Source organism: Chitinophaga sp. YR573 (assembly GCF_900110995.1).
GTDB lineage: Bacteria > Bacteroidota > Bacteroidia > Chitinophagales > Chitinophagaceae > Chitinophaga.
Genome location: NZ_FOJF01000001.1, coordinates 820850 through 844814, shown reverse-complemented (window position 1 = coordinate 844814; position 23965 = coordinate 820850). Strand labels below are relative to the sequence as shown.

General features: G+C 41.0%; 24 protein-coding genes and 1 tRNA gene. 18 read left to right on the top strand and 7 right to left on the bottom strand.

Annotation, left to right across the window (positions count from 1 at the left end):
- Window positions 1–69: 69 nt before the first annotated feature.
- The 4 genes from BMW86_RS03660 to BMW86_RS03645 all read left to right on the top strand — a co-directional run bounded on the left by BMW86_RS03660 (window position 70) and on the right by BMW86_RS03645 (window position 1882).
- Window positions 70–555 carry an RNA polymerase sigma factor gene (locus tag BMW86_RS03660; RefSeq protein ID WP_255372841.1) on the top strand — a complete coding sequence of 162 codons (486 nt, stop codon included), beginning with the start codon at window positions 70–72 and terminating at the stop codon, window positions 553–555.
- Entirely contained in the window at window positions 536–802 is a 267-nt protein-coding gene (locus BMW86_RS03655; protein WP_089779062.1) for a hypothetical protein, read from the top strand. The genes BMW86_RS03660 and BMW86_RS03655 overlap by 20 nt, the downstream gene beginning before the upstream one ends.
- 117 nt (window positions 803–919) lie before the next feature.
- Window positions 920–1498, top strand: coding sequence for a ClpP family protease (locus BMW86_RS03650; RefSeq protein ID WP_410492553.1), 579 nt, complete (start codon window positions 920–922; stop codon window positions 1496–1498).
- 18 nt (window positions 1499–1516) lie between these two features.
- Window positions 1517–1882 (top strand): nuclear transport factor 2 family protein, encoded by a 366-nt coding sequence (locus tag BMW86_RS03645; protein ID WP_218149108.1) that lies wholly within the window; start codon window positions 1517–1519, stop codon window positions 1880–1882.
- A gap of 44 nt (window positions 1883–1926) precedes the next feature.
- Here BMW86_RS03645 and BMW86_RS03640 read toward each other — a convergent pair whose 3' ends face one another.
- On the bottom strand, window positions 1927–2289 hold the full coding sequence (locus BMW86_RS03640) for a winged helix-turn-helix transcriptional regulator (RefSeq protein WP_089779059.1): 363 nt from the start codon (window positions 2287–2289) through the stop codon (window positions 1927–1929).
- A 74-nt stretch (window positions 2290–2363) separates the two neighbouring features.
- Here BMW86_RS03640 and BMW86_RS03635 point away from each other — a divergent pair, with 74 nt between their 5' ends.
- Complete coding sequence (locus tag BMW86_RS03635; RefSeq protein WP_089779058.1) at window positions 2364–3419, top strand: Gfo/Idh/MocA family protein; 1056 nt, start codon at window positions 2364–2366, stop codon at window positions 3417–3419.
- Between the two features lie 225 nt (window positions 3420–3644).
- On the opposite strand, the gene BMW86_RS03630 is transcribed toward BMW86_RS03635, so the two are convergent.
- Window positions 3645–4010, bottom strand: coding sequence for a winged helix-turn-helix transcriptional regulator (locus BMW86_RS03630; RefSeq protein WP_218149107.1), 366 nt, complete (start codon window positions 4008–4010; stop codon window positions 3645–3647).
- A gap of 104 nt (window positions 4011–4114) precedes the next feature.
- Here BMW86_RS03630 and BMW86_RS03625 point away from each other — a divergent pair, with 104 nt between their 5' ends.
- Window positions 4115–4948 (top strand): enoyl-CoA hydratase/isomerase family protein, encoded by an 834-nt coding sequence (locus tag BMW86_RS03625; protein WP_089779054.1) that lies wholly within the window; start codon window positions 4115–4117, stop codon window positions 4946–4948.
- 423 nt (window positions 4949–5371) lie between these two features.
- The gene (locus tag BMW86_RS03620; RefSeq protein WP_089779052.1) at window positions 5372–6226 is read left to right on the top strand and encodes a hypothetical protein; all 855 of its coding nucleotides are present in this window, start codon (window positions 5372–5374) and stop codon (window positions 6224–6226) included.
- A gap of 17 nt (window positions 6227–6243) precedes the next feature.
- Here the strand turns inward: BMW86_RS03620 and BMW86_RS03615 are convergent, their stop codons facing one another.
- Window positions 6244–6705 carry a hypothetical protein gene (locus BMW86_RS03615; RefSeq protein WP_089779050.1) on the bottom strand — a complete coding sequence of 154 codons (462 nt, stop codon included), beginning with the start codon at window positions 6703–6705 and terminating at the stop codon, window positions 6244–6246.
- Between the two features lie 502 nt (window positions 6706–7207).
- On the opposite strand from BMW86_RS03615, the gene BMW86_RS03610 reads away from it, so the two are divergent.
- Window positions 7208–8740: an ATP-binding protein gene (locus tag BMW86_RS03610; RefSeq protein WP_089779048.1), complete on the top strand. Its 1533-nt coding sequence runs from the start codon at window positions 7208–7210 to the stop codon at window positions 8738–8740.
- On the opposite strand, the gene BMW86_RS03605 is transcribed toward BMW86_RS03610, so the two are convergent.
- Window positions 8717–9214, bottom strand: coding sequence for an IS256 family transposase (locus BMW86_RS03605; RefSeq protein WP_255372840.1), 498 nt, complete (start codon window positions 9212–9214; stop codon window positions 8717–8719). The genes BMW86_RS03610 and BMW86_RS03605 overlap by 24 nt on opposite strands.
- A gap of 93 nt (window positions 9215–9307) precedes the next feature.
- Between BMW86_RS03605 and BMW86_RS03600 the strand changes: the two genes are divergently transcribed.
- Together BMW86_RS03600 and BMW86_RS03595 are read left to right on the top strand one after the other, a co-directional pair.
- Window positions 9308–9694, top strand: coding sequence for a RidA family protein (locus tag BMW86_RS03600; RefSeq protein WP_089779046.1), 387 nt, complete (start codon window positions 9308–9310; stop codon window positions 9692–9694).
- Window positions 9672–10016 carry a hypothetical protein gene (locus tag BMW86_RS03595; RefSeq protein WP_089779044.1) on the top strand — a complete coding sequence of 115 codons (345 nt, stop codon included), beginning with the start codon at window positions 9672–9674 and terminating at the stop codon, window positions 10014–10016. The genes BMW86_RS03600 and BMW86_RS03595 overlap by 23 nt, the downstream gene beginning before the upstream one ends.
- 47 nt (window positions 10017–10063) lie before the next feature.
- On the opposite strand, the gene BMW86_RS03590 is transcribed toward BMW86_RS03595, so the two are convergent.
- A tRNA-Asp gene (locus tag BMW86_RS03590) sits at window positions 10064–10137 on the bottom strand.
- A gap of 115 nt (window positions 10138–10252) precedes the next feature.
- Between BMW86_RS03590 and BMW86_RS03585 the strand changes: the two genes are divergently transcribed.
- Window positions 10253–11206 (top strand): acetyl-CoA carboxylase carboxyltransferase subunit alpha, encoded by a 954-nt coding sequence (locus tag BMW86_RS03585; RefSeq protein ID WP_089779042.1) that lies wholly within the window; start codon window positions 10253–10255, stop codon window positions 11204–11206.
- 99 nt (window positions 11207–11305) lie between these two features.
- Window positions 11306–12184, top strand: coding sequence for a 4-hydroxy-tetrahydrodipicolinate synthase (gene dapA / locus BMW86_RS03580; RefSeq protein ID WP_089779040.1), 879 nt, complete (start codon window positions 11306–11308; stop codon window positions 12182–12184).
- A gap of 156 nt (window positions 12185–12340) precedes the next feature.
- Here the strand turns inward: dapA and BMW86_RS03575 are convergent, their stop codons facing one another.
- A complete protein-coding gene (locus BMW86_RS03575) occupies window positions 12341–13276 on the bottom strand; it encodes a ribonuclease Z (protein WP_255372839.1) in 936 nt (311 codons plus the stop codon).
- 69 nt (window positions 13277–13345) lie between these two features.
- Window positions 13346–13720, bottom strand: a complete 375-nt coding sequence (locus BMW86_RS03570) for an STAS domain-containing protein (protein WP_089779038.1) — start codon at window positions 13718–13720, stop codon at window positions 13346–13348.
- A 183-nt stretch (window positions 13721–13903) separates the two neighbouring features.
- Between BMW86_RS03570 and BMW86_RS03565 the strand changes: the two genes are divergently transcribed.
- From BMW86_RS03565 to BMW86_RS03540, 6 genes are all read left to right on the top strand, one after another.
- Window positions 13904–16441: an ATP-dependent Clp protease ATP-binding subunit gene (locus BMW86_RS03565; protein ID WP_089779037.1), complete on the top strand. Its 2538-nt coding sequence runs from the start codon at window positions 13904–13906 to the stop codon at window positions 16439–16441.
- Between the two features lie 271 nt (window positions 16442–16712).
- A complete protein-coding gene (gene leuC / locus BMW86_RS03560; RefSeq protein WP_089779035.1) occupies window positions 16713–18122 on the top strand; it encodes a 3-isopropylmalate dehydratase large subunit in 1410 nt (469 codons plus the stop codon).
- 24 nt (window positions 18123–18146) lie between these two features.
- Window positions 18147–18743, top strand: a complete 597-nt coding sequence (gene leuD, locus BMW86_RS03555; RefSeq protein ID WP_089779033.1) for a 3-isopropylmalate dehydratase small subunit — start codon at window positions 18147–18149, stop codon at window positions 18741–18743.
- A 20-nt stretch (window positions 18744–18763) separates the two neighbouring features.
- The gene (locus BMW86_RS03550) at window positions 18764–20287 is read left to right on the top strand and encodes an alpha-isopropylmalate synthase regulatory domain-containing protein (protein ID WP_089779032.1); all 1524 of its coding nucleotides are present in this window, start codon (window positions 18764–18766) and stop codon (window positions 20285–20287) included.
- Window positions 20288–20290: 3 nt separating this feature from the next.
- Window positions 20291–21364 (top strand): 3-isopropylmalate dehydrogenase, encoded by a 1074-nt coding sequence (leuB, locus tag BMW86_RS03545; RefSeq protein ID WP_089779030.1) that lies wholly within the window; start codon window positions 20291–20293, stop codon window positions 21362–21364.
- 697 nt (window positions 21365–22061) lie between these two features.
- Entirely contained in the window at window positions 22062–23960 is a 1899-nt protein-coding gene (locus tag BMW86_RS03540; protein WP_143056471.1) for a beta strand repeat-containing protein, read from the top strand.
- Window positions 23961–23965 lie beyond the last annotated feature (5 nt).

Genomic DNA, 23965 nt, shown 5'->3' with positions numbered 1-23965 from the left:
TTATAAACACTCATGATAGCAATGAATAATCATAGTTTATCAACGGTTAAACAGCGTGAAGCTTTTTTTATGGCAATTTACAAAAAGGTGTTTCCCATCGTTGCGCGTTACGTAGCGAGGATGGGGGGCAGCCTTGAAGAAGCACAGGATATTTTTCAGGATACGCTCGTTATATATTACGAAAAAGCTGCGTCTACACAGGCTGAAATCATTGTAAATGAGAAAGCCTATTTGGTAGGTATTGCTAAAAGGCTATGGTTGCAGCGTTATAAAGCAAGCAGCAGGAACCAGCCCTTAAATGATCAGGATATCGAAGTTGTACCTGATGAACAACTGGTCACAGAGAAAATACTGCATTACCTTGAAATTGCAGGTAAGAAATGCCTGGAATTGCTTAAAGCTTATTATTATGATCATTTGCCGGTAGATAATGTTGCTGTGATGTTTGGCTACTCAGGCAAACATTCGGCAACGGTAGCAAAATATAAATGCCTGGAGAAAGTCAGGGAGACAATTAAACAAAACTCATTGAACTATGCGGACTTCATTGAATAACATCAAAGCTATCGACGATTATCTTTTGGGGTGCATGGCCCCTGGTGATGCGGTTTTGTTTGAGGCGAACGTATTATTGAATAACGATTTGATAAACGAAATAAAGCATCAACAAAGCGCTCATGAGATTATCAGACAATATGGCCGCCAAAAGATAAAGGACGAGATTGTCGCTGTACAAGAAAAATTAGCTGCTGCTCCACAATACCTGGGCTATATGCAGCGCATCGCTAACCTCTTTAAATAGCAATAAAACATGGACACAGGTCGTAAAGAATTTAGAAAATATGCTGTTAAACATCACCGCATAGGTAGCCAGCATGTGGATAGGTACCTAAATAGTACAATATCTATCCCCCAAAACATGACGCCTTACATTACAGAGGAACGGCAACTTAATGTAGCACAGATGGATGTTTTTTCCCGCCTGATGATGGATCGGATCATTTTTTTAGGCGAACCTGTTGCAGACAGGATGGCAAATATAATTCAGGCGCAATTACTTTTTCTGCAATCAGTAGATGCTAAAAAGGATATCCAGCTTTATATCAATTCCCCTGGTGGTGATGTCTATTCGGGCATGGGTATTTATGATACCATGCAATTGATCACCCCTGACGTGGGTACCATTTGTATTGGTATGGCCTTTTCTATGAGTGCTGTTTTACTTTGCGCGGGCAAAGCAGGAAAGCGTGCCGTGCTACGGCATTCGCGTGTGATGATTCACCAGCCTTCGGGCGGAGTGCAGGGCGTTTCTGCAGATATCGAAATTACCGCGCAACAAGTAATAAAGGTAAGGCAGGATCTGTATAAAATCATCTCCAAACATAGCGGTCAGACCTATGACTGGGTTCATAAAGCATCTGACCGCGACTATTGGATGACAGGACAAGAAGCTAAAGAACACGGTATGGTAGACGAGGTGTTAGGGGATACGGATTAATAAGTAAATCAGAATATCATGAATGAAGAACAAATGTTTGAAAATCAAGCTCTAATTAAAAATGCTTATGCTGCTTTTAATGCCAGGGACATTGACGCGATACTCCAGGTCATGCATCCGGAAGTTAAATGGGCAAGGGCTTGGGAAGGTGACCATGCTAACGGGCATGATGAAGTTAAAGCTTATTGGGAAAAACAATGGAAAGAGATTGACCCGAATGTAACGCCGGTTGGTTTCCGTGAAAGAGAAAATGGGACTTTAGAAGTTGAAGTTGACCAACTGGTAAAGGATTTAGAGGGTAACATTTTATTTAAAGGAAAAGTAAAGCATATATATGTGATTAATGATGGTCTGTTGCAACAGATGGATATTGAATTAAGCTAAAGCGCTAAAAAGTTGCATGAATTGTTTGAAACAATTTTAAAGGATTAAAACCGGGGCTCTAAAGCAGTTGTTTTACCATGAAAGACCAGTTTATGTCTGCCTCCCCATTTATGTAATTCAATACAAACGGGAATCAATTCCCTTCCAAGAGACGTTAACATGTACTCCAATTCTGCTTTACTAACCAATCCATCTTTTTCTAATTCTTTCAATTGAAGTGTAAGCATCCTCTCTGTAATGTTAGGAATACTTTTTTTTAATTCACCAAATCGTTTTATTCCTTTATGCACATGCATCAAAATAGGAAGCTTCCATCTGCCACCCATCAATTGAAAGGCATACGTCAAATTACATTCTGTAAGAAATTGACGATTGATATTATTTGTTGAGTTCTCTTTTATAGCCATACTTACAAAATTGTCTGTCCTGTATTTTCCTTGTTCAGCATTAACATTGCAATATAAATTTAAACATTATTACAATGAACAAGGAAAAAATTCGGATTGGATTTATAGGATTAAATCCAGATAGTCATTGGGCATCGAGATCACATCTGCCGGCATTAAAAACGTTGACAGATGATTTTGAGATCAAAGGTGTGGCGAATTCTACGCATGCAAGTGCACAGCGCACAGCCAATGCATTGCAAATTCCGTATGCATTTGAAAATGTACAGGCGTTAATACATTCGGATGAAATAGACCTTGTAGTAGTGACCGTCAAAGTTCCCTATCATTATGAGCTGGTACGCGATGTATTAGCAGCAGGCAAGCATGTATATTGTGAACATCCACTGGGTAATGGATTAAAAGAAGTAAAACAACTGGCTGCACTAGCAGCCGACAAAGGTGTAGTTGCCGTTGTGGGAACACAGATGGTGGTTTCTCCGCAGGTAGTTTATCTGCAGGAACTCATTAATAACGGTTTTGTTGGCAAAGTGTTATCTACCACATTAATCGGCTCAGGTGGTCAATGGCGGGATGAAACCCTCAGAGATGTCTATTACATGTATGATAAGAATAACGGCGCTACTTTGCTGACAATTCCACTGGCGCATACATTGGCAGGTTTGATCAAAGTTGTCGGTGGTTTTGATCAACTCACTTCACGCATGACCAGTAATTATTCAACTGTTAAATTAAATGATACCGGAGAAGTAAAACCTAAAACGGCCGAAGATCAAATCATGGTAATGGGCACCTTGAAAAGTGGTGCAGCTATTTCCATTCATTATCGTGGTGGAATGTCCAAAGGCACTAATTTCCTTTGGGAGATTAATGGTTCTGAAGGAGATATACAGGTAACTGGTAATATTGGACATGGGCAATTAGCACAGCTTTCTATTTATGGTGCCGGACGTGAGGATAAGGCATTGAAATTATTAAATCCCCCTCCAGAAAATCCGGTAGCGGAGAATGTAGCGAGAATGTATGAATTGATAGCCGGGGATATAAAGAATGGTACTCGTAAAGCACCGACGTTTTATGATGCAGTGTCGTTACATACGGTGTTGCAGGCAATTGAAACCAATGAATGAGTTTAGTTAAGAACTGATTTCATCGCCCATATGGGAATAAATATTCTTGAAAAGCCAGAGGGATATAATCAATACTGAAATATACAAAAATTTAAAAGCCTTCAAATCTTTCGACTTGAAGGCTTTTAAAGCTTGCGGGCTGTAGGAGACGAAGTTCGAACCGGTATGAGAATGATTTATCTGAAATTCAGGAATTCATTAGTGAAAATAATTGCTACTGACAAGTTAAGAACTGATCACTTTTCGATGTTGTTTCCCCCAGTTTATCAAACTTTCCATAATTGGATACAAAGACTCACAATAGTCTGTAAGCCTATACTCTACGTTTTTGGGGAAATCGGGATCTTCAATTCTTAGTATCAGGTTGTTCAGTTGCATTACTTGCAACTCTTTTGACAGCATGGCAAACGTAATTCCCGGGATACTTTGGGCAATCTCCCGATATCGACAAAGACCATTATATAACGCTAAGACTACAGACATACGCCATTTGCCACTCAAAACATATAAGGCATCTTGCCCATACTTAATTTCCTGTTGGTTCTTTATCGTACAAATGTACTGTCTCCCCTTATTTTCTTCCATTGTCATGTGCTATGGTTTACTATAGCATTTTTAAGATCAGTCAATGCAGCTATTACTTTTGTTAAATATTGTAATAAAATTAAAGATTAATTCTCAAACTTTTTAGTAAAATGATAGTGACTAAACATAACAAATTATTGCACCTCAACATCGAAAACGGAGTGGCCAATATCACCTTCGATAATGCACCTGTTAATGTACTCAGCGCCTCTCTGATAAAAGCGTTACGGCAACTACTCGGGGAATTATCCAATAACAATGACGTTAAAGTCATCGTATTTGATAGTGCAAATCCTGATTTTTTTATCGCCCACGTGGATATAAATATTCTTGAAGAACAGGATATATTAGACGAATTGGGAAAGGCAGCACCGGATGGATTAAACATATTTCAGGCCGTTGGCGAAATGCTCAGAGAACAACCTCAATTGACGATCGTAAAATTGAAAGGCATTGCCCGTGGCGGTGGGGCTGAATTTATTGCAGCTGCTGATATGTGCTTCGCCTCTTTAGAAAAAGGGAAGCTGGCGCAATGTGAAGCGCTGATGGGTATTATACCTGGAGGCGGCGCGACACAATACCTATCTTCAAAAATGACACGTGGTCGTGTGTTGGAAATTATATTAGGAGCTGATTTATTCGATGCCGCTACTGCAGAGCAATATGGCTGGATCAATCGCGCTTTGCCGGATACTGAAATCGATACGTTCGTAGACCAGCTGGCACAGCACATTGGCGACTTACCGGAAGATGTAATAAAAACGACGAAAAAAGTTTTAGCCCCGGTAAGAAATGCAGAAGGTTTTAAAGCTGAAAATGATGGTTGGGCAACGCTGGTATTTTCTCCCGGAACGGCGGAGATTATGAAGAAAGCTATGGAAAATGGCGTGCAAACTGTAGCCGGTGAATTAAAGCTGGAAGAACTACTCAGAAGTTTAATGTAGTTCACCTGCGTTTCTTTCATTAATAACATGGAAAAGAGCAGTAACTAATTTATTCAGATCTTTAAAAACAATGCATTCCCAATGAAAGTGAACAATCCTAAATGCAGTAATACCTGACAACAATGAAACGAACGAAAATGAGCCTAAGTTTTAGCAGCAATTAGTATGCTCAATTAACAAAGCATATTCTTAGTTTCAAACCAGGGGCATTCGAACATATTGTAGATTGATAACCAATAAGTATATAAAATTAAAAAGACTTCAAGTCATTAACTTGAAGCTTTTTATATGCAGACTGTCTTGAGATTCCTCCATGTAATTAGTTGAAAATATTGAACAATACTGCTAATTATTACATTATAAATTTCATCCGTGTAAAGAATAAATTATGTAAATTAGAAAATTCTGCTATGAAACCTCTCTATGAAACAATTTCTACTATTGTGCTTAGCCCTTATGGTTGCGCTTTTTTCATTTTGCCAGAAAAGGGACAAATTGCTCTTAAAGGCATATCGCTCAAATTCTCCGGGAAAAATGGAACATTTTTTTGATACCTGGAAAAAGAACACTTCTCTTTCAAGTGCAGATATTAAAACTATGAATGACACCGTTCGAAATATTTACCAGGTTTTTCAGGAATTTTATACTCCTCTTAAAACTGAAGGGATTGGCAGTTATGAATGGGGACAGAGTTTCCATTATGCAGGGGCAAAATATCTTTTACTACAGGATAATATTAATTTTGGAGTAGTAGATGTACTTAATAAAGATACTCTTATACAGGTAAATTTAGGAAGACTCGCAAAGCGTCTGAATATTACAACCGATAGTGCAATTAGGGCATATAAAGCGGATGCTAGATTTATTCTAAAGAGATTCCATTTTGAATGGCCCACTCCCCCAATATATACTACTATAACAAAATTCCGGCCGCAAGTGAGTTTTAGTACGCCGAAGACTGTCACACTTACGGAACAATATGCTGCTTTACTAAGGGCTTTTCTTAGGAATAATCATACTAAACCAGGTGCTAAAAATATAGCTGCTACACAAGAAGAAAGAGATAAACGTTATGCCTTTCTGGAAAATTATTTTAAAGTCTGGAATGGTAATTGGGAACTATATTCTCCTCCCTATGTAACTTCTATTACATTTGATAAGAACCTTGAAAATGCAGTGGTGAATTACCACGTTGTATCCTCCGGAGGTTATGCATATCTTAAAAAGATCAATGGTAACTGGACATTAATTGAGGCAGAACGAACATGGGTACACTAAACCAGAGGCGTTTGAGTTTATGGCCTAACCCAATGGCGAATAGTATCAGCGGCAACGTCGTACTCATATATTTGCCTTGTCAACGTATCGATATTCAACCATTGCGCAGTACTGAATATTACTCCATCTCCGTTATTTATGTCTGCACCTAATTGTACGATAACATAACCAGTTGTGTCGGTATTCTCAAAGCGGTCATAAATAAAAACAATGGAGCTGTCTTTAACATAGTCTTTCACCAGCTCGTTTATGGATAGGGAAATGTAACTTAGAATGGTATCGCGCATCCAGGGAAACCGGGCGTTTACTTCTTCGTTGGTGTGATCGCTATAATTGACCGGCTGTTGAACAACAGGGGCTGCTGCAATAGAGTCTGGCACCGATGGGACAAAGGTCTTATCTGATTTAGCCCCCGTACCATTACCGGTATGACAAGCAGCAAATAGCACTAAAGAAAACGCAATGAGATTTCGCTTCATAAATATAGGCAAGTAATTAATTAATAATATCTGAAGATACAAGATTAGTCGTAAAAGCATAGAGGAAGAAATACTATTGCCCTATGGTATTTGTGATCAACGCTGTGGTACAGATGGGGTAACAAAATAATTTGAATTAAAAAAGCCTCCAAATCTTTCGACTTAGAGGCTTTAAAGCTTGCGGCCCCAGGTATCGTAACCTCGAACCAAATTATGCAGGATTGGGCTGATTTAGGGGGTGTTTAGGTCGAAATGAGTGAATATAGCATGCTAAAAGTTCGAGGTAGGATGAATAAGGGTTATGTCTAAACGTAATATATTTAATTATTGTAAATGTGTTTAAAATGGGTAATTCATGGTAGCTTGGTTGTATCCTGAATGGCATTATCTGTCGGCAAAAGGGTTTGGTAGAAAACCTAAAGATAAGGTCCAGTCCTTTGTTGCGCTGGATTTCAGGGTATAACGAGGTGTTTGTGATGGATTTTATTTTATCTTTGTTTGTATGAGGAAGTATCCAATAGGCTTACAGGATTTCGGGAATATAAGGAATGGGGGTTTTTTATATATTGATAAAACCCAACTAATCTATAACCTAATAGAATCCGGTAACTATTATTTCCTGAGCCGCCCCAGACGTTTTGGTAAATCCCTGTTGTTATCAACCATTAAGGAGATTTTTAAGGGTAATAAAAAGCTATTTGAAGGCCTTTGGATCCACGATCAATGGAATTGGGAACAAATACATCCCGTGATACATTTACGATTAAGCAGGATTGATTATCAGCAATTTGGATTATATGAGGCGCTGAATATGGAAATGGGTGTTTTGGCAAAAGAGCTGGGCCTGGAACTGGAAGCAACTCATTTAAAAGGTAGGTTTGAAGAACTAATCCGTAAGGCTTCTGCCAATGGAAGGGTTGTGATCCTGATTGATGAATATGATAAGCCGATTACGGACTACCTGGAAGATTTAGAGAAAGTGGAGGAGAATCGATCAGTGTTTAAGAGCTTTTATTCTGTACTAAAAGATGCTGATGAATATATTCGCTTGCTGTTGATTACTGGCGTAAGCAGGTTCACCAAGGTGAGTATTTTTTCTGATCTGAATAACCTGAATGACATTACTATACATCGTAACTATGCAACTATAGCAGGTATTACCCAACAGGAACTGGAAACTAACTTTGCAGAAGAGATCACCGAAAGACAACCACTTCAACCGGATTTATTAAGTAAACTTAAGTTTTGGTATAACGGATATGCCTGGCATGAAGATGCGGAACGGGTATATAATCCATTTTCCGTATTGAAATACATGGATGGCCGTGATTTCAGGAATTACTGGTTTCAAACGGGTACGCCCACCTGGCTGGTAAAACACATGAAAGAAAGCGGAGAATTTGAAATTGAAAATATCCATATAGACGAAATTGCGCTGGGCAATTTAAATATAGAACACTTTTCAACAGTTCCGATTTTGTTTCAGACTGGATATCTAACAATTAAAGGATATGACGCCGATACCGAATTATATGAACTGGGATATCCAAATAAAGAAGTAGAAGATAGCTTGAATGACGCGTTACTGAGTGCGTATAGAGATGTATATCCAGCCAGTAATTCTGTTGCGGTTACCACTGATTTGGGAAAGGCATTAAAAAACAATAATATGCCTCAACTAATCAAAGCGTTGGATGTAATATTATCTACCATTCCCTATGATCATTGGCGGGCAGAAAGCGAATCTATCTTTCATATCATTGTGCATCTCTCTTTTAAGCGCTTAGGTCTTGATGTACGAAGCGAAGTACATAGTGCTACCGGCAGATGTGATATACTGGTATTTACCGATCAATATATTTTTGCTATAGAACTTAAATTGAATGGCACAGCGGAGAACGCGCTTCAGCAGATTTTTGAGAAGGGTTATTTGCGTTCTTATCAATTAGATGTTAGAAAGAAAATAGCGATTGGTATCAATTTTTCATCTGAGAAACGATCTGTTGAAGAGTTACAGGTGAAGGAGATGGAATAATTCCACTGAGATTAACATCTCACTTAATGTATAAACTATTTTACCAGCTGTTGAAAAGTAGTTGATTATTTCAAATACTATCCTTTTTCTATAAAGGGAATCAAGCCCTGCCAGAGCAGCCTGTCTGGTGGGAGCTGTATAAATATCCTTTAAATCGGTTGTAAATTCCTTTTTGTCCTTCCATACTACATACCGGCAGCTGTTGCGGATTTGGTGAACAACACAAATCTGGGTAGCAGAATCCGGAAATATAGAACGGATTGTCTGGGTGAAACCATTGAGATTGTCTGTTGCGGTGATCAAAATATCTTCCAGGCCCCTGGCCTTCATGTCTGTCAGAACGCTCATCCAGTAAGCTGCAGATTCATTCTTACCCAGCCACATTCCCAGTACTTCTTTAAGGCCATCCCTGCGAAGTCCAACAGCAATGTGAACCGTCTTATTAATTACTTTACTGTTCTCCCTTACTTTCATTTGACCACTATAGCTAATTGCTTACTATTATATCTACTACCGGAAAGAAAGAGAAAACGGAAACACTACTTTATCTTATATTTAAAATAAAAAATGCCAACTATCAGACATAATCCAGCGAGCCTGTTTCCTCCTTACCGCTGTTATAGTCATGCAATAGAAGTCAAAGGTAATTCCAGTTTACTTATAATTAGTGGACTGAATGGTTATCTGCCAAATGGACAAAGCATGCCAGATACATTTGAAGAACAAGGGGAAATTATATGGGAATACATTGGCACAATTCTGCAAGCTGCTGGAATGGATTACCAAAACCTTGTTTCCATCAGAACCTATTTGGCTGACCCATCGTATGACGAAGCTAATGTTCAATTAAGAATTAAATATTTGGGAAATAATCAACCTGCATCAACAGTTATTTGTTGCCAATTGCTTGATCCTAAGTGGAAATTAGAAGTTGAAGCAATGGCTGCGAAATGAAAAAGTACGTGCTGACATATACGAGAAATTTGGGATCAAGTTCAGCCGGGAAAAACCAGAATTGCCAGAACACTTACAACCAACCATTATTGACACCCCAAACCTCGAAAAATACATTGAACTAGCTATTATTCGTGTCACAGAACCTGCGTCAATGTGGGCTTCCAGTAATTATGCAGAAAAACAAAGATTACAATCCAGGATATTTCCGGAAGGAATCTATTATAACAAGAAAACGCATGAACCCCGAACCCTAAAAATGAATAAAATGTTTGCCTTTGTTGCAATATGCTTTAGAAAAGCGATATTCAAATGTGGCTAAAATGAGAAAAGCCTCCAAATCTTTCGACTTAGAGGCTTTAAAGCTTGCGGACCAGACGGGACTCGAACCCGCGACCTCCGCCGTGACAGGGCGGCATTCTAACCAACTGAACTACTGATCCTTCCCGTTTTGGGATTGCAAAGATAGGAAAAGACGAATCAATTTTACAAATCTTTTTAAAAAAAGTTTTTACAGCTTTATCTTTACATCGTTCTTTAACCAATTTATACTAAAATATGCAATTCCTGGATTTTGAGAAACCTATTGCGGACCTGTACGATCAGTTGGAAAAACTGAAAGAAAACGGGGAGAAGTCAGGTGTGGATGTAACCGCAACTGTTAGGGAGTATGAACAAAAGATAGTAAATACCCGGAAAGATGTGTATGACCACCTCTCCAGTTATCAGCGCGTACTGTTAAGCAGACATCCGGAAAGGCCATATACCCTCGCATATATCGAGAAGATGTGTACCAATTTCGTTGAGTTGCATGGCGACAGGAACGTAAAGGATGATAAGGCCATGGTAGGCGGATTTGCCGAACTGGATGGCGAAACAGTGATGTTTATTGGTCAGCAGAAAGGTATTAATACCAAAATGCGCCAGATCCGTAATTTCGGAATGGCCAATCCTGAAGGTTACCGTAAGGCCCTGCGTCTCATGAAGCTGGCAGAGAAGTTCAATAAGCCTATCGTTACGCTGATAGATACTCCCGGCGCTTATCCGGGGCTGGAAGCAGAAGAACGCGGTCAGGGTGAAGCTATTGCCCGTAATATCTTCGAAATGGTGAAGCTGCGGGTGCCTGTTATCTGCATTATCATAGGAGAAGGAGCTTCCGGTGGTGCACTGGGTATTGGTATCGGCGACAGGATCCTGATGCTGGAAAACAGCTGGTACACCGTGATTTCTCCGGAAAACTGCTCTACTATCCTGTGGCGCAGCTGGAATTTCAAGGAAAAGGCTGCTGAAGAGCTGAAGCTTACTTCTGATCATATGAGCCGTTTTGGTCTTGTAGATGGCGTAATCAAGGAACCACTGGGCGGTGCTCATGTGAATCCGGATGAAATGGCGGTTATTCTGAAGCAGACCATTAAGGATACGCTGGCAGAATTACGAAAGATTGATCCTGAAACCCGCATTGAGCAAAGGATCGACAAGTTCAGCCGCATGGGTTTTTACGACGAGCGCTAAAAATATTTGCAACATCACATTTCAAATTATCATCTTTGCAGCTTCTTGGGGAGACGGAAAGAGGTAATTTGGAATTTGTTATCTGGAATTTAATAAGATATGGAACAATTAAGAGGCACCGGCGTTGCGCTGGTTACGCCCTTTAAAAAGGATGAAAGCATCGACTGGAATGCTTTTGAAAGATTGATTGATCATGTGATTACCGGTGGGGTAGACTATGTAGTGCCCCTGGGTACCACCGGAGAAACACCCACTCTCAGCGCAGATGAGAAGCTGGACCTGATGAAATTCACATTCGAAAAAGTAAGCAAGCGTGTTCCTGTAGTGGTAGGCATTGGTGATTATAACACCCGTGATGTGGTGAAGCGACTGGAAACCTGTCCCCTGGATCAGGCGATAGCGGTCCTGAGCGTTGCGCCTTATTACAGCAAGCCTAGTCAGGAAGGGATCTTCCAGCATTACAAAGCGATTGCTGCTGCCTCTCCGAAGCCAATCATCCTGTATAACGTTCCCGGCCGTACGGGCCGTAATATGAGTGCCCAGACCACGCTCAGACTGGCTCACGAAGTTCCGAACATCGTAGCTATGAAGGAAGCCAGCGGGGATATGGTGCAGTGTATGCAGATCATCAAAGACAAGCCGAAAGACTTCCTGGTAATAAGCGGGGATGATGCACTGGCTATGCCGCAGGTAGCTGCCGGTATGGATGGTCTGATCTCAGTAGCAGCGAACTATTTTGCCAAAGATGTATCTGGTATGATTAAAGCTGCCCTGGGGAACGATATGCCATTAGCCCGTAAATTGCATTATAAGCTTCAGGAAGCGTTTGATCTGATGTTTGAAGAGAATAACCCTGCCGGGGTGAAAGCCTTCTTACATGATGCCGGAATTGGCGAAAACGTGTTCCGTTTACCGGTAGTACCGGTGAGTGATGGCTTAAAGAGCCGGATCAGCGCTTTTTCTAAGAATTACAAATAAGTGGGGCATTTGCCTCTTAAAATATCAATCCCCGTCTTGTAGACGGGGATTTTTTTATACATATTTACAACAATTGTTTTGTGATGGTGCTTTGCACCATCACAAAACAATTAAAGGGGTTTTTGCAGGGCGAAGCCCTGCACCCAAAAAATCAAATTAAATAAGATAAGTAACTCCTTCCTCGGCGAGGTCTGTATTCTCAAATACAGGACGGCTTTCTTCCAGGAAAGGTGCCAGATCGGAATACTTGGAAGAGAAATGCCCGATTATCAGTCGTTTAGCCTCCGCGTTCAACGCAAGGGTAGCTGCCTGCACGCTGGTGCTGTGATAACGTTCAGCTGCTCTTTCAGCCAGATTATGGAGATAAGTTGTTTCATGGTAAAGGAGATCTGCCTTTTCTGCATAGGGCAGGAGTTCCTCTGTATACATGGTATCCGCACAGTACACATACCTTTTGCCTGGTAAAGGCGGGAATGTTACCCAGTCGTTTTTCACCAGTAGTCCGTCTTTACGCTGGTAATCAGCGCCTTCCTGCAGTTTGGAGAAGTAAGCCGCAGGTATTTCATATGCCCTGGCTTGTTCCGGGATAATCTTGCGCTTACGTTTCTGTAGTTCGAAGATGAAACCATAACAGGGAATACGGTGTCTGGTAGGGAAGGAGCTGACGCGCAATTCCTTATCTTCCAGGATAACACCATGGTTCTCTGCTGTTAAGGGAACAAATTGTAATTGAAACTGAAGAGTAGTACCGGAGCATTCAAGCTGGAGAAGGAGAATAGTTTCCAGTTCGGGAGGAGCAAATACAGTTAAAGTCTCTGTTCTGCCTAAGAGGCTAAGACTGTTTAGGAGTCCTATCAGTCCAAAGTAGTGATCTCCATGCAGATGACTGATGAAGATATACCTTAACCGGCTTCTTTTGATTTTGTAACGGGCCATTTGCAGCTGGGTGCCTTCACCACAGTCTACGAGCAGCAACTGATCATTACATGTAACTATCTGTGCCGTCGGATGTCTGTCTAACGTGGGGATAGCTGAATTATTACCTAAGATGGTTACCGCAAACATGCCCGAAAATAAATAATTAGAAATCATTTTCCGTAAAATGGAACATAAATCCATATTTCGGAATAACATTTGGCATCAGATTGATACACAGAGAAATTATTCTTCGTCCTGCAGTAACTCTCTTTCAAGGTCTTCCATCATCACCAGGTCAATTGCTTCAGCCATAGTAGGAGCAAGGTTATACACGGTTTCGTCTGCTTGTTTGATGAGAAGTGTTAAAGCACTGTTAAGACCAGTTAACGCGCAGGAGAGGGCGCTGTCATACTGCTGGTGATAGACTGTTAATATGGCTTGAATCCCAGTATCGTCGGCCTTTTCCACCAATGCCATGTCCAGTATAAGGTTACGTCCTTCCAATTCAGGTAATTCGGAGATGCCGGTGATAAAGGGGGCTGCCAAATTAGCATTCAACTCATTAATTTCCGGACTTATTACCACTATTTTTTCTTTGGTATCAATTTTGAATTTCATTAGCAAGATTTTGTTTTATAAATTAGTAAATAAGTAATCTGGAATCCTGCCAAAAAACAGCCTTCTTCTTACTTCACTCTCTCCTATACTATTAAAGTGTTAGGGTAAAGGTAAATCAAAATTATTTGCTAATATTGTATAAGCAAGTCCCCGTAAGGGTTTTAATAATTTAATATTCTCACAATGGACCAGAATTTTTCACCGCAAGTAAAGGAAATTATTTCGTTCAGCAGGGAGGAAGCTCTTCGCTTAGGGAATGATTTCATCGGCACAGAACACCTGCTGCTCGGCATTATAAGAGAAGGGGAAGGGACAGCTGTTAAAATTCTGCAGGCTTTAAATGTAGACCTTTATGAACTGCGTAAGGAGGTTGAATTGGCCGTCAAAGACAAGACAGGAAAAAACATCGCCAATATCAATAGTCTCCCGCTTACAAGGCAGGCAGAAAAGGTTATACGGGTGACCGTACTAGAAGCAAAGGCGCTGAAAAGCCCTACTGTAGAGACAGAGCATTTAATGCTTTCTATCCTCAAGAATAAAGAAAACGTTTGTACACAAATCTTACAACAGTTTGACGTGGATTACGACACTTTTAAAAACGAACTGGGCTTTGTAAAATCTGCTGATCCCAAAGCAGAGTTTGATGATCCTGGAGAGGAAGAATTTGAAGATGAACGCAAGAGTTTTGCCTCGAAAGCCAAACAAACTAATACAAAGTCTAAAACTCCCGTGCTGGATAATTTCGGCAGGGATATTACCAAGCTGGCCGAGAGTGGCAGCTTAGATCCGATCGTGGGTCGCGAGCAGGAAATTGAGCGTGTATCGCAGATATTATCCCGCCGTAAAAAGAATAATCCAATCCTTATCGGGGAACCGGGAGTGGGTAAAACCGCTATCGTAGAGGGCCTGGCACTGCGCATTGTGCAGCGTAAGGTATCCCGTGTGCTTTTTGACAAGCGCGTGGTGAGTCTCGACCTGGCAGCACTGGTGGCTGGTACCAAGTACCGCGGTCAGTTTGAGGAAAGGATGAAGGCTATCATGAATGAACTGGAGAAGAACCGGGATGTGATATTGTTCATTGATGAGATCCACACGATTGTTGGTGCTGGTGGTGCTTCCGGCTCGCTGGATGCTTCCAACATCTTCAAACCGGCACTTGCTCGCGGAGAACTGCAATGCATCGGTGCTTCTACTTTGGACGAATACCGCATGTACATCGAGAAAGATGGTGCTTTAGACCGTCGTTTCCAGAAAGTAATGGTAGAACCTCCAACCGTAGATGAAACCATTCAGATCCTCAATAACATCAAGCCCCGTTATGAAGAGTATCATAACGTAAGCTACTCTCAGGATGCAATCGATGCCTGTGTGAAACTGAGCGATCGCTACATGACAGACCGTTTACTGCCCGACAAGGCGATAGACGTACTGGATGAAGTAGGTGCCCGTGTACATTTAAAGAACATCAACGTTCCTACCAACATCCTCGACCTGGAAAAACAGATCGAAGATATCAAGCAGGAAAAAAATAAAGTAGTAAAGAGCCAGCGTTTCGAAGAAGCAGCAGCTCTGCGCGACACTGAAAAGAAACTGGGTGAAGACCTGGAACGTGCAAAAGCAGTGTGGGAAGAAGAAGTGAAGCACAAACGCTACCCGATTGATGAAGAAGCAATTGCTGAAGTAGTGAGCATGATGACCGGTATCCCTGTTAAAAGGATGGTACAGGCCGAAACTGAGAAACTGCGTCGCATGGGTGAAGACCTGAAAGGCGCTGTTGTAGGACAGGATGATGCTATCAGCAAAGTAACCAAAGCAATACAGCGTAACCGTGTAGGATTGAAAGATCCTAAGAAACCAATCGGTACTTTCATATTCCTCGGACCAACAGGCGTGGGTAAAACCGAGCTGGCTAAATCGCTGGCACGCTACATGTTCGATTCCGAAGATGCACTGATCCGTATCGATATGACGGAATACATGGAGAAATTCTCCCTGAGCCGTCTGATCGGAGCGCCTCCGGGTTATGTAGGATATGAAGAAGGTGGTCAGCTGACTGAAAAAGTTCGCCGTAAACCTTACTCCGTGATCCTGCTGGATGAAATCGAGAAAGCACATCCGGATATCTACAATATCCTGTTGCAGGTGCTGGACGATGGTATCCTCACAGATGGTCTTGGCCGTAAAGTGGATTTCAAAAATACACTGATTATCATGACCTCTAACATCGGAGCCCGTCAGTTGAAAGACTTCGGAGCAGGTGTTGGTTTCACAACTGCCGCTAAATCAGGCAATGAAGACGAGAATACTAAATCAGTGATTGAAAAAGCACTGAAACGTACCTTCTCTCCTGAGTTCCTGAACCGTATAGATGATGTGATCATATTCAACTCCCTCTCCAAGGAACATATCTACACTATCATAGATATCACCATGAAGAGCGTGCTGAAACGCCTCGAAAACCTGGGCTTCAGCCTGGAACTGACAGAAGAAGCGAAAGGCTTCCTCGCAGAGAAAGGATACGACCAGCAATTCGGCGCACGTCCGCTGCACAGAGCCATCCAGAAATACCTGGAAGATCCTTTGGCAGAAGAGATACTGAATATGAATATTCACAACGGAGATATTCTGATCGCTGACCTCGACAAGGAAAATCAGAAACTGATTTTCACTCTGAAGAATTCAGAAGAAAAGAACACGATCTCTGATCAGAAAGAAGCATAAACAGTAAGCCATAGTTGATAAAAATTGTTTTTGAAAGAGTCCCGGGCACTGTCCCGGGATTTTTTTTGGCCCAAACTGTAGCACTTTAGTGTTAATATTCTGCTGTTTATAAATTAGTTATAAAATAAATTTTATGATTATGGAGCTTTTTTGCAGTTCCTGTGGCCTGGATTTGTAAGGGATCTAAGTTATTATTAGAAATAATTCAGATAAAATGGTGATTATCTGGATATATTTTAAGAATTTTACACTCACTTTTAAATTATGACAAATGAGCCAGATACCAACTACATTATTTGACAAAGTATGGGATTCCCACGTGGTCAGGAAAATTGAAGATGGCCCTGATGTACTTTTTATAGACCGGCATTTTATCCATGAGGTAACCAGCCCGGTAGCATTCCTGGGTTTGGAAAGTCGGGGACTTAAAGTAATGTTCTCCGGAAAGACATTCGCTACAGCCGATCATAATACACCTACCATCAATCAGCATTTGCCTGTGCAGGATGCACTTTCTGCCAATCAGCTGAAAGCATTGGAAACCAATTCGGCAAAATATGGTATTTCGCATTGGGGGTTGGGTAATCCAAAGAATGGTATTGTACATGTGGTAGGCCCCGAAAACGGGATTACACTTCCAGGTATGACCATTGTTTGTGGGGATTCACATACGTCTACTCATGGTGCATTTGGAGCTATTGCATTTGGTATTGGTACTTCCGAAGTGGAAATGGTACTTTCTTCACAATGTATCATGCAGCCCAAGCCAAAGAAAATGCGCATAAAAGTAAATGGTAAGCTGGGTAAAGGCATTGTTCCTAAAGATGTGGTACTCTATATCATTGCTAAATTGACTGCGGCGGGTGCTACCGGTTATTTTGTTGAATTTGCCGGAGATGTATTTGAGAACATGAGTATGGAAGGCCGTATGACTGTTTGCAATATGAGTATTGAAATGGGTGCCCGTGGTGGTATGATCGCACCTGATGAAACTACTTTTGCTTATATCAAAGGCAGGGAAAAAGCTCCAAAAGAAGCTGCCTGGGATACAGCGCTTGCCTACTGGAAAACATTGAAAACTGATGAAGGTGCAGGTTTTGACCTTGAATATAATTTTGATGCGGCAGATATAGAGCCTATGATCACCTACGGTACCAATCCGGGTATGGGTATGGGCATCACCAGGCATATCCCTGCTGCTGCGGAAGCCGGTGGTAGTAAAGCCAGTTATGAAAAGTCACTTGAATATATGGGCTTTCATGAAGAAGATGGAATGATTGGGAAAAAGGTGGATTATGTATTTATTGGTAGCTGTACCAATGGACGTATTGAAGATTTCCGTGCATTTGCATCTATCGTAAAAGGCCGTAAAAAAGCAGAACATATTACTGCATGGATAGTACCCGGTTCTCATATAGTTGAACAACAAATTAAAGACGAAGGGATATTGGATATATTGACTGAAGCAGGATTCCAGCTACGTCAGCCAGGATGTTCGGCCTGTCTGGCAATGAATGATGATAAAATTCCTGCAGGTAAATATGCAGTGAGTACCAGCAACAGGAATTTTGAAGGAAGACAGGGACCAGGAGCAAGAACAATGCTGGCAAGTCCTCTGGTGGCAGCAGCAGCAGCCGTAACCGGTGTTGTAACAGATCCGAGAGCATTAATGGCTGAATAGTATTGAAACAAAAAATTATAAAAAATGGCTTACGATAAATTCACAGTATTAAAAAGTTCAGCGGTTCCTATGCCGATTGAAAATGTGGACACTGATCAGATCATTCCCGCCCGTTTTTTAAAAGCAACTGAGCGTACAGGGTTTGGCGATAATCTTTTTCGCGACTGGCGCTATAACACAGATGGATCACAGAAAAGAGATTTTGTATTGAATAATCCTATTTATTCAGGCAAAATACTGGTAGGCGGCAGAAACTTTGGAAGCGGCAGCAGCCGTGAGCATGCGGCATGGGCTATATATGATTATGGCTTCCGTTGTGTGGTATCTAGTTTTTTCGCTGATATCTTTAAGAACAATTCTCTGAACATCGGCATATTACCCGTACAGGTAAGCGCTGTATTTTTAGACAAGATATTTACGGCTATTGAAGCAAATCCTGCAGCAGAACTTGAAGTGAACCTTCCTGAGCAGAAGATTACCATCCTCACAACAGGGGAAAGTGAATCATTTGATATCAATACTTATAAAAAGCATAACATGACGAATGGCTATGATGATATTGATTATCTGCAGGCCATGAAAAGCGAAATTCAGTTGTTTGCTGAAAAAAGCATGTATTAAAAAAACAGTTCAGAACTACTATGTCAGTTAGCCAGCGTTATATTGAGGTAATGGATACCACACTCCGTGATGGTGAACAAACCAGCGGTGTTTCTTTCTCTCCGATTGAAAAATTGACCATTGCCCAGCTTTTATTAACCGAAGTAAAAGTGGACAGGATCGAAATTGCGTCAGCCCGTGTGTCTGAGGGAGAATTTGCTGCTGTAAAAGCTATTACCAAATGGGCAAAGGCAAACGGCTTTTTAAATAAGATAGAAGTACTGACGTTTGTTGATGGTGATGTTTCTGTACAATGGATGCAGAAAGCAGGAGCCAAAGTAATGAACCTGCTGACGAAAGGTTCCCTTAATCATTTAACACACCAGTTAAAGAAAAAACCTGAACAGCATTTTGAGGAGGTAGCTGCTGTTATTGCACTCGCAAAGAAGAAGGGATTGGAGTGTAATGTGTATCTGGAGGACTGGAGTAATGGTATGCGCGACTCTAAAGCATATGTTTTTCAATACCTGGATTTTTTACAGCATCTGCCTGTAAAAAGGATCATGTTACCGGATACTTTAGGTGTATTGATTCCTTCTGAAGTGTATACATATATTTCAGAAATTGTGCAGCGCTATCCGGGTATTCATTTCGATTTTCATGCACATAATGATTATGATCTGGGTACCGCGAATGTGCTGGAAGGAGTAAAAGCGGGTGCACATGGGATCCATCTTACTATTAATGGGATGGGTGAAAGGGCTGGTAATGCACCTTTAGCCAGTGCGATTGCCGTATTGAATGATTTTATGCCTTCTGTAAAAACTTCAGTGGCGGAAAAATCATTATACACTGTAAGTAAACTGGTAGAAACCTTTTCAGGTTTCCGTATCCCGGTTAATAAACCGGTAGTAGGGGAGAATGTGTTTACACAAACAGCCGGTATTCATGCTGATGGCGACAAAAAGAATAAATTGTACTTCAGCGACCTGATGCCGGAGCGTTTTGGTCGCAAGCGTGAATATGCTTTAGGTAAAACAAGCGGTAAAGCCAATATCGAAAACAATTTGCAGCAGTTGGGCATACTGCTCTCCGAACCGGACCTCAAAAAAGTAACGCAGCGTATCATTGAACTGGGAGACAGGAAGGAAGTAGTTACGCAGGCAGATCTTCCTTATATCATTTCCGATATATTGGACAGTAACACGATTGAGAATAAAGTGAGGATAGAGAACTATGTGCTTACTCATGCAAGCAGGCTCAGACCTTCTGCAACGCTGGAAATTGTGATTGATGGTGAACTGTTTGAAGAACATGCACAAGGTGACGGGCAATATGATGCTTTTATGAATGCACTGAAGAAAGTGTATAAGAAGAAGAAGCAGGAATTACCCACATTAACAGATTATGCTGTTCGTATACCACCAGGTGGTAAAACTGATGCTTTATGTGAAACAATTATTACCTGGAGCTATAGTAATAAAGAATTCAAGACAAGAGGGCTTGATAGTGATCAGACAGTATCAGCAATAAAAGCAACACAAAAAATGCTCAATTTAATATAAACTATGGCAACCAAGCATATTTTAATTGTTCCAGGTGATGGAATAGGACAGGAAGTAACAGCAGTTGGTAAAAAAGTTTTAGACAAAATCGCTGTAAAATTTGGACATACATTTACTTACGATGAAGCATTGATTGGTCATGTGGCTATTGAGGCTACAGGAAACCCTTTACCGGATGAATCGCTTGAGAAGATGCGGAACTCTGATGCGGTATTATTTGGCGCTGTAGGCCATCCGAAATACGATAACGATCCTTCAGCTAAAGTAAGACCGGAACAGGGTTTGCTGAAAATGCGCAAGGAATTGGGATTGTATGCTAATCTTCGTCCTATCAAATTGTTTGATGAATTGCTGGAAGCTTCCAGTATTAAACCGGAGATCTTAAAAGGAGCTGATATTTTGTTTTTCCGTGAGCTGACCGGGGATATTTATTTTGGTGAAAAAGGAAGGAAGAATAATGGAGATACCGCCTATGATATTGCGGAATACAGCCGTTATGAGGTAGAGCGTATTGCCCGTAAGGCATTTGACGCTGCCAGGACCAGAAGAAAGAAATTATGTTCTGTAGATAAAGCAAATGTAATTGAAACATCGAGGTTGTGGAGAGAAGTAGTACAGAAAGTAGCTTTAGAATATCCTGATGTTGAAGTAGAACACCAGTTTGTTGATGCTACGGCTATGTTGCTGATAAAAGATCCGCGTCGTTTTGATGTGGTCGTTACAGCAAATTTGTTTGGTGACATTCTCACAGACGAAGCATCACAGATAGCAGGTTCTATGGGCATGCTGGCCTCCGCTTCAATAGGCGATGGTACTGGCGTATATGAACCTATTCATGGCTCAGCTCATGACATTACAGGTATGGGAGTGGCTAATCCGTTAGCTTCCATCTTATCTGCTGCTCTGTTGCTGGACATCTCCTTTAATATGAAGGCCGAATCAGAAATGGTTATTAGTGCGGTAGATAAAGTGTTAAAAGCAGGCTTCCGGACAAGAGATATCGCCAATTCTCAAACACCTGCTGACAAAGTACTAGGTACAGCAGCAATGGGAGAGGAAGTGCTTAAATTTATTTAATAAGATTGTTTTTGAAAGAGTCCCGGGCATTGTCCCGGGATTTTTTTTGCCCTTTTGCTACCACTTAGGTGTTATGATTTACAGTTGTTTTAGATAGATTTTAATTTTAACATATATTTATAGATCTACCTTCTCCACATTCAACTATAAGATTTTTCCGGAAAGATGACTTTCCCTCATTTATAAACAAAATACCCATTATCCCTTGTAGTACTATTTCTACAAACGTGTTATTCAATTCTACTTAAAATCTCAATAATGGTATTATTTTAACATCTGTAAGTACTAAAATACCAGTTAACAAGTCATTTACAATTCATATTATAGCACTAACGTGTTAGATGTATTCAGGGAGTATATTACATAACTCCATCATTTACAATGAAAAAAGGCATTGTTTTAATCTCCCCCTTATCCCCCTTTTTTTGCATTATAACTAATAATCAATGATAATCAGATATATATACAAATGTATTGATTCCCAAAATGATACATTGATGTCATTTTATGAAGTTTAATAATATTATACATTTGTACAATACAATTATAATCAGATAGTTCAGATTCGTGGACAATGACAATACGTGAACGATATACATCCACTACTTTTTTAACCGGCGCTTTTTAATATAACTTTTTAATAAACGGTTAAACATTATATAATCAATTAACAATTAAATCTATCTATCCCTATACTATGAAAGCAGTTATACGCAATGTCTCGCGCACACTCATTATGGCCGGAGCTATTTCTCTGGTTGCAGCTGCGGCTAATGCCCAGATGAAAATAGGTACCAATCCTTCTGTAATTAAAAAATCAGCCATCCTGGATCTGGAAACTACCAAGCAGGGTCTGTTATTACCAAGGCTACCAGATTTTACAGCCATTAATGCGGCTATCGGAACCGATATCGTAGATGGTATGATCGTTTATCTCGCCAGTGGTGTCACAGCTACTGAAGGGGTATACATGCGTAAAGCAGGTGCCTGGGTAAAGATTTCCAGCGCTGCTGATGCTGTAACCAGCTGGAGCCTTCTTGGTAATACCGGTACTACAGCCGCTAATTACGTTGGAACTACCGACGCAATGCCGTTGTCTCTCCGTTCTAACGCTACGGAAGGTATCAGTATCCAGACAGATGGTACCGTACAGTTAAAACAGGTTGCCGCAAGCGCCACCTTATTTGATGTAATGGTGATCGATCCTACTACCGGTACTGTTTCTAAAAGAACATTACCTATCACCGCTTTTAATTCCCTGTTAAGTAATGTTGCCGTAAAAGCTGATTCTGCTTTTGCCACCATGAACGTAACGGAAGATGCAACAACAAAAGCGATCACTATTAACACACCTATTATGGCTGCGTCTTCAACCGCTCCATATGGTTTCATAACAAAAGCTGACTGGGATAAATTACAGTCACTGGCTGCCGGTAATAACTTTACCATCGCAGATTTCATCACCACTATTACTGCTGGTCAGGAAAACAGAGGTGGTCAGATCACATACAATGCCGCTACTGCAAGTTATAAACTGGAATTAGTAGCTGCCAGCGCAACATTGGCTGGTATCGTTACCACCACTGCACAAACCTTCGGTGGCGACAAGACCTTTACCGGTGCTGTTGCTGTTGGTGGTACTTTGGGTGTAACTGGTGCTACTACCCTTAACAGTACACTGGATGTAACCGGTAATACTACTGTAGGTGGTACATTAGGTGTAACTGGTGCTGCTACTTTAGCAAATAACCTGAGTGTTGCCGGTACTTCTACCTTAACCGGTGCTACTACTGTTGGTAGTACATTAGGGGTAACAGGTGCTACTACCCTTAACAGTACGTTAAATGTAGTTGGCGCTTCTACTTTAGGTGGTGCTGTTACTTTAGGTTCAGTTGCTGCTACTCCTACCGCTGCTTCTTATGACCTGCTGGTTAAGAATACAGCAACTAATACTGTTGAAAAGAAAGCGTTTAATCTGGATGCACTGAGTACTGCTGTACAGTTCATCACTACTGGTGGTGCAACTGCTTCTACAAGTGGTACAAGTGTTGAATTCCAGGGTGGAACTACCGGTACCGATTTCAATATCGTTGCTGATGGTACTGCCAAGACAGTTACTTTCAATATTCCTGATGCGAGTGCTTTAGATGCTACTCATACCGCAGCTCAGCGTGGTTTGGTAACTACAACTGCACAGACTTTTGGAGGTAGCAAAGCTTTTGCTTCTAAAGTGGCTGTAGGTGCAACAGATACCAGCTCATCTACTTTCCAGGTAACAGGTTCTGTAGCAATGTCTATCAAACCGGTAACTGCTGCATATACTATCACAGATGCTGATAATACTATCCTGGCGAATGCTACAGGTGGTGGATTCACAGTAACTTTGCCTGCTCCTTCTTCAACTGCAGGTACAGGTAATGTAGGCCGTATTTACACTATTAAGAAAATAGGTACCGGAGATATAGATAATCCGATCACTATTGTATCTGCTGGTGGTGCTAACATTGAAGGTGGCACTACTTACATGATCTACAATGACTGGACATTCATTACTGTTCAGACAGATGGTACTGCCTGGTATATTGTCAAGAAATAATAATT

Bases quoted from the DNA above. Each gene is read 5' to 3' on its own strand.
- BMW86_RS03570 (WP_089779038.1), bottom strand. From the start codon at position 13,720: ATGAAATTCAAAATTGATACCAAAGAAAAAATAGTGGTAATAAGTCCG.
- BMW86_RS03620 (WP_089779052.1), top strand. From the start codon at position 5,372: ATGAAACAATTTCTACTATTGTGCTTAGCCCTTATGGTTGCGCTTTTT.
- dapA (WP_089779040.1), top strand. From the start codon at position 11,306: ATGGAACAATTAAGAGGCACCGGCGTTGCGCTGGTTACGCCCTTTAAA.
- BMW86_RS03615 (WP_089779050.1), bottom strand. From the start codon at position 6,705: ATGAAGCGAAATCTCATTGCGTTTTCTTTAGTGCTATTTGCTGCTTGT.
- BMW86_RS03655 (WP_089779062.1), top strand. From the start codon at position 536: ATGCGGACTTCATTGAATAACATCAAAGCTATCGACGATTATCTTTTG.
- BMW86_RS03605 (WP_255372840.1), bottom strand. From the start codon at position 9,214: ATGAAAGTAAGGGAGAACAGTAAAGTAATTAATAAGACGGTTCACATT.
- BMW86_RS03640 (WP_089779059.1), bottom strand. From the start codon at position 2,289: ATGGCTATAAAAGAGAACTCAACAAATAATATCAATCGTCAATTTCTT.
- BMW86_RS03540 (WP_143056471.1), top strand. From the start codon at position 22,062: ATGAAAGCAGTTATACGCAATGTCTCGCGCACACTCATTATGGCCGGA.
- BMW86_RS03645 (WP_218149108.1), top strand. From the start codon at position 1,517: ATGAATGAAGAACAAATGTTTGAAAATCAAGCTCTAATTAAAAATGCT.
- BMW86_RS03575 (WP_255372839.1), bottom strand. From the start codon at position 13,276: ATGATTTCTAATTATTTATTTTCGGGCATGTTTGCGGTAACCATCTTA.
- leuD (WP_089779033.1), top strand. From the start codon at position 18,147: ATGGCTTACGATAAATTCACAGTATTAAAAAGTTCAGCGGTTCCTATG.
- BMW86_RS03630 (WP_218149107.1), bottom strand. From the start codon at position 4,010: ATGACAATGGAAGAAAATAAGGGGAGACAGTACATTTGTACGATAAAG.
- BMW86_RS03635 (WP_089779058.1), top strand. From the start codon at position 2,364: ATGAACAAGGAAAAAATTCGGATTGGATTTATAGGATTAAATCCAGAT.
- BMW86_RS03600 (WP_089779046.1), top strand. From the start codon at position 9,308: ATGCCAACTATCAGACATAATCCAGCGAGCCTGTTTCCTCCTTACCGC.
- BMW86_RS03625 (WP_089779054.1), top strand. From the start codon at position 4,115: ATGATAGTGACTAAACATAACAAATTATTGCACCTCAACATCGAAAAC.
- BMW86_RS03650 (WP_410492553.1), top strand. From the start codon at position 920: ATGACGCCTTACATTACAGAGGAACGGCAACTTAATGTAGCACAGATG.
- BMW86_RS03585 (WP_089779042.1), top strand. From the start codon at position 10,253: ATGCAATTCCTGGATTTTGAGAAACCTATTGCGGACCTGTACGATCAG.
- BMW86_RS03565 (WP_089779037.1), top strand. From the start codon at position 13,904: ATGGACCAGAATTTTTCACCGCAAGTAAAGGAAATTATTTCGTTCAGC.
- BMW86_RS03550 (WP_089779032.1), top strand. From the start codon at position 18,764: ATGTCAGTTAGCCAGCGTTATATTGAGGTAATGGATACCACACTCCGT.
- leuC (WP_089779035.1), top strand. From the start codon at position 16,713: ATGAGCCAGATACCAACTACATTATTTGACAAAGTATGGGATTCCCAC.
- leuB (WP_089779030.1), top strand. From the start codon at position 20,291: ATGGCAACCAAGCATATTTTAATTGTTCCAGGTGATGGAATAGGACAG.
- BMW86_RS03660 (WP_255372841.1), top strand. From the start codon at position 70: ATGGCAATTTACAAAAAGGTGTTTCCCATCGTTGCGCGTTACGTAGCG.
- BMW86_RS03610 (WP_089779048.1), top strand. From the start codon at position 7,208: ATGAGGAAGTATCCAATAGGCTTACAGGATTTCGGGAATATAAGGAAT.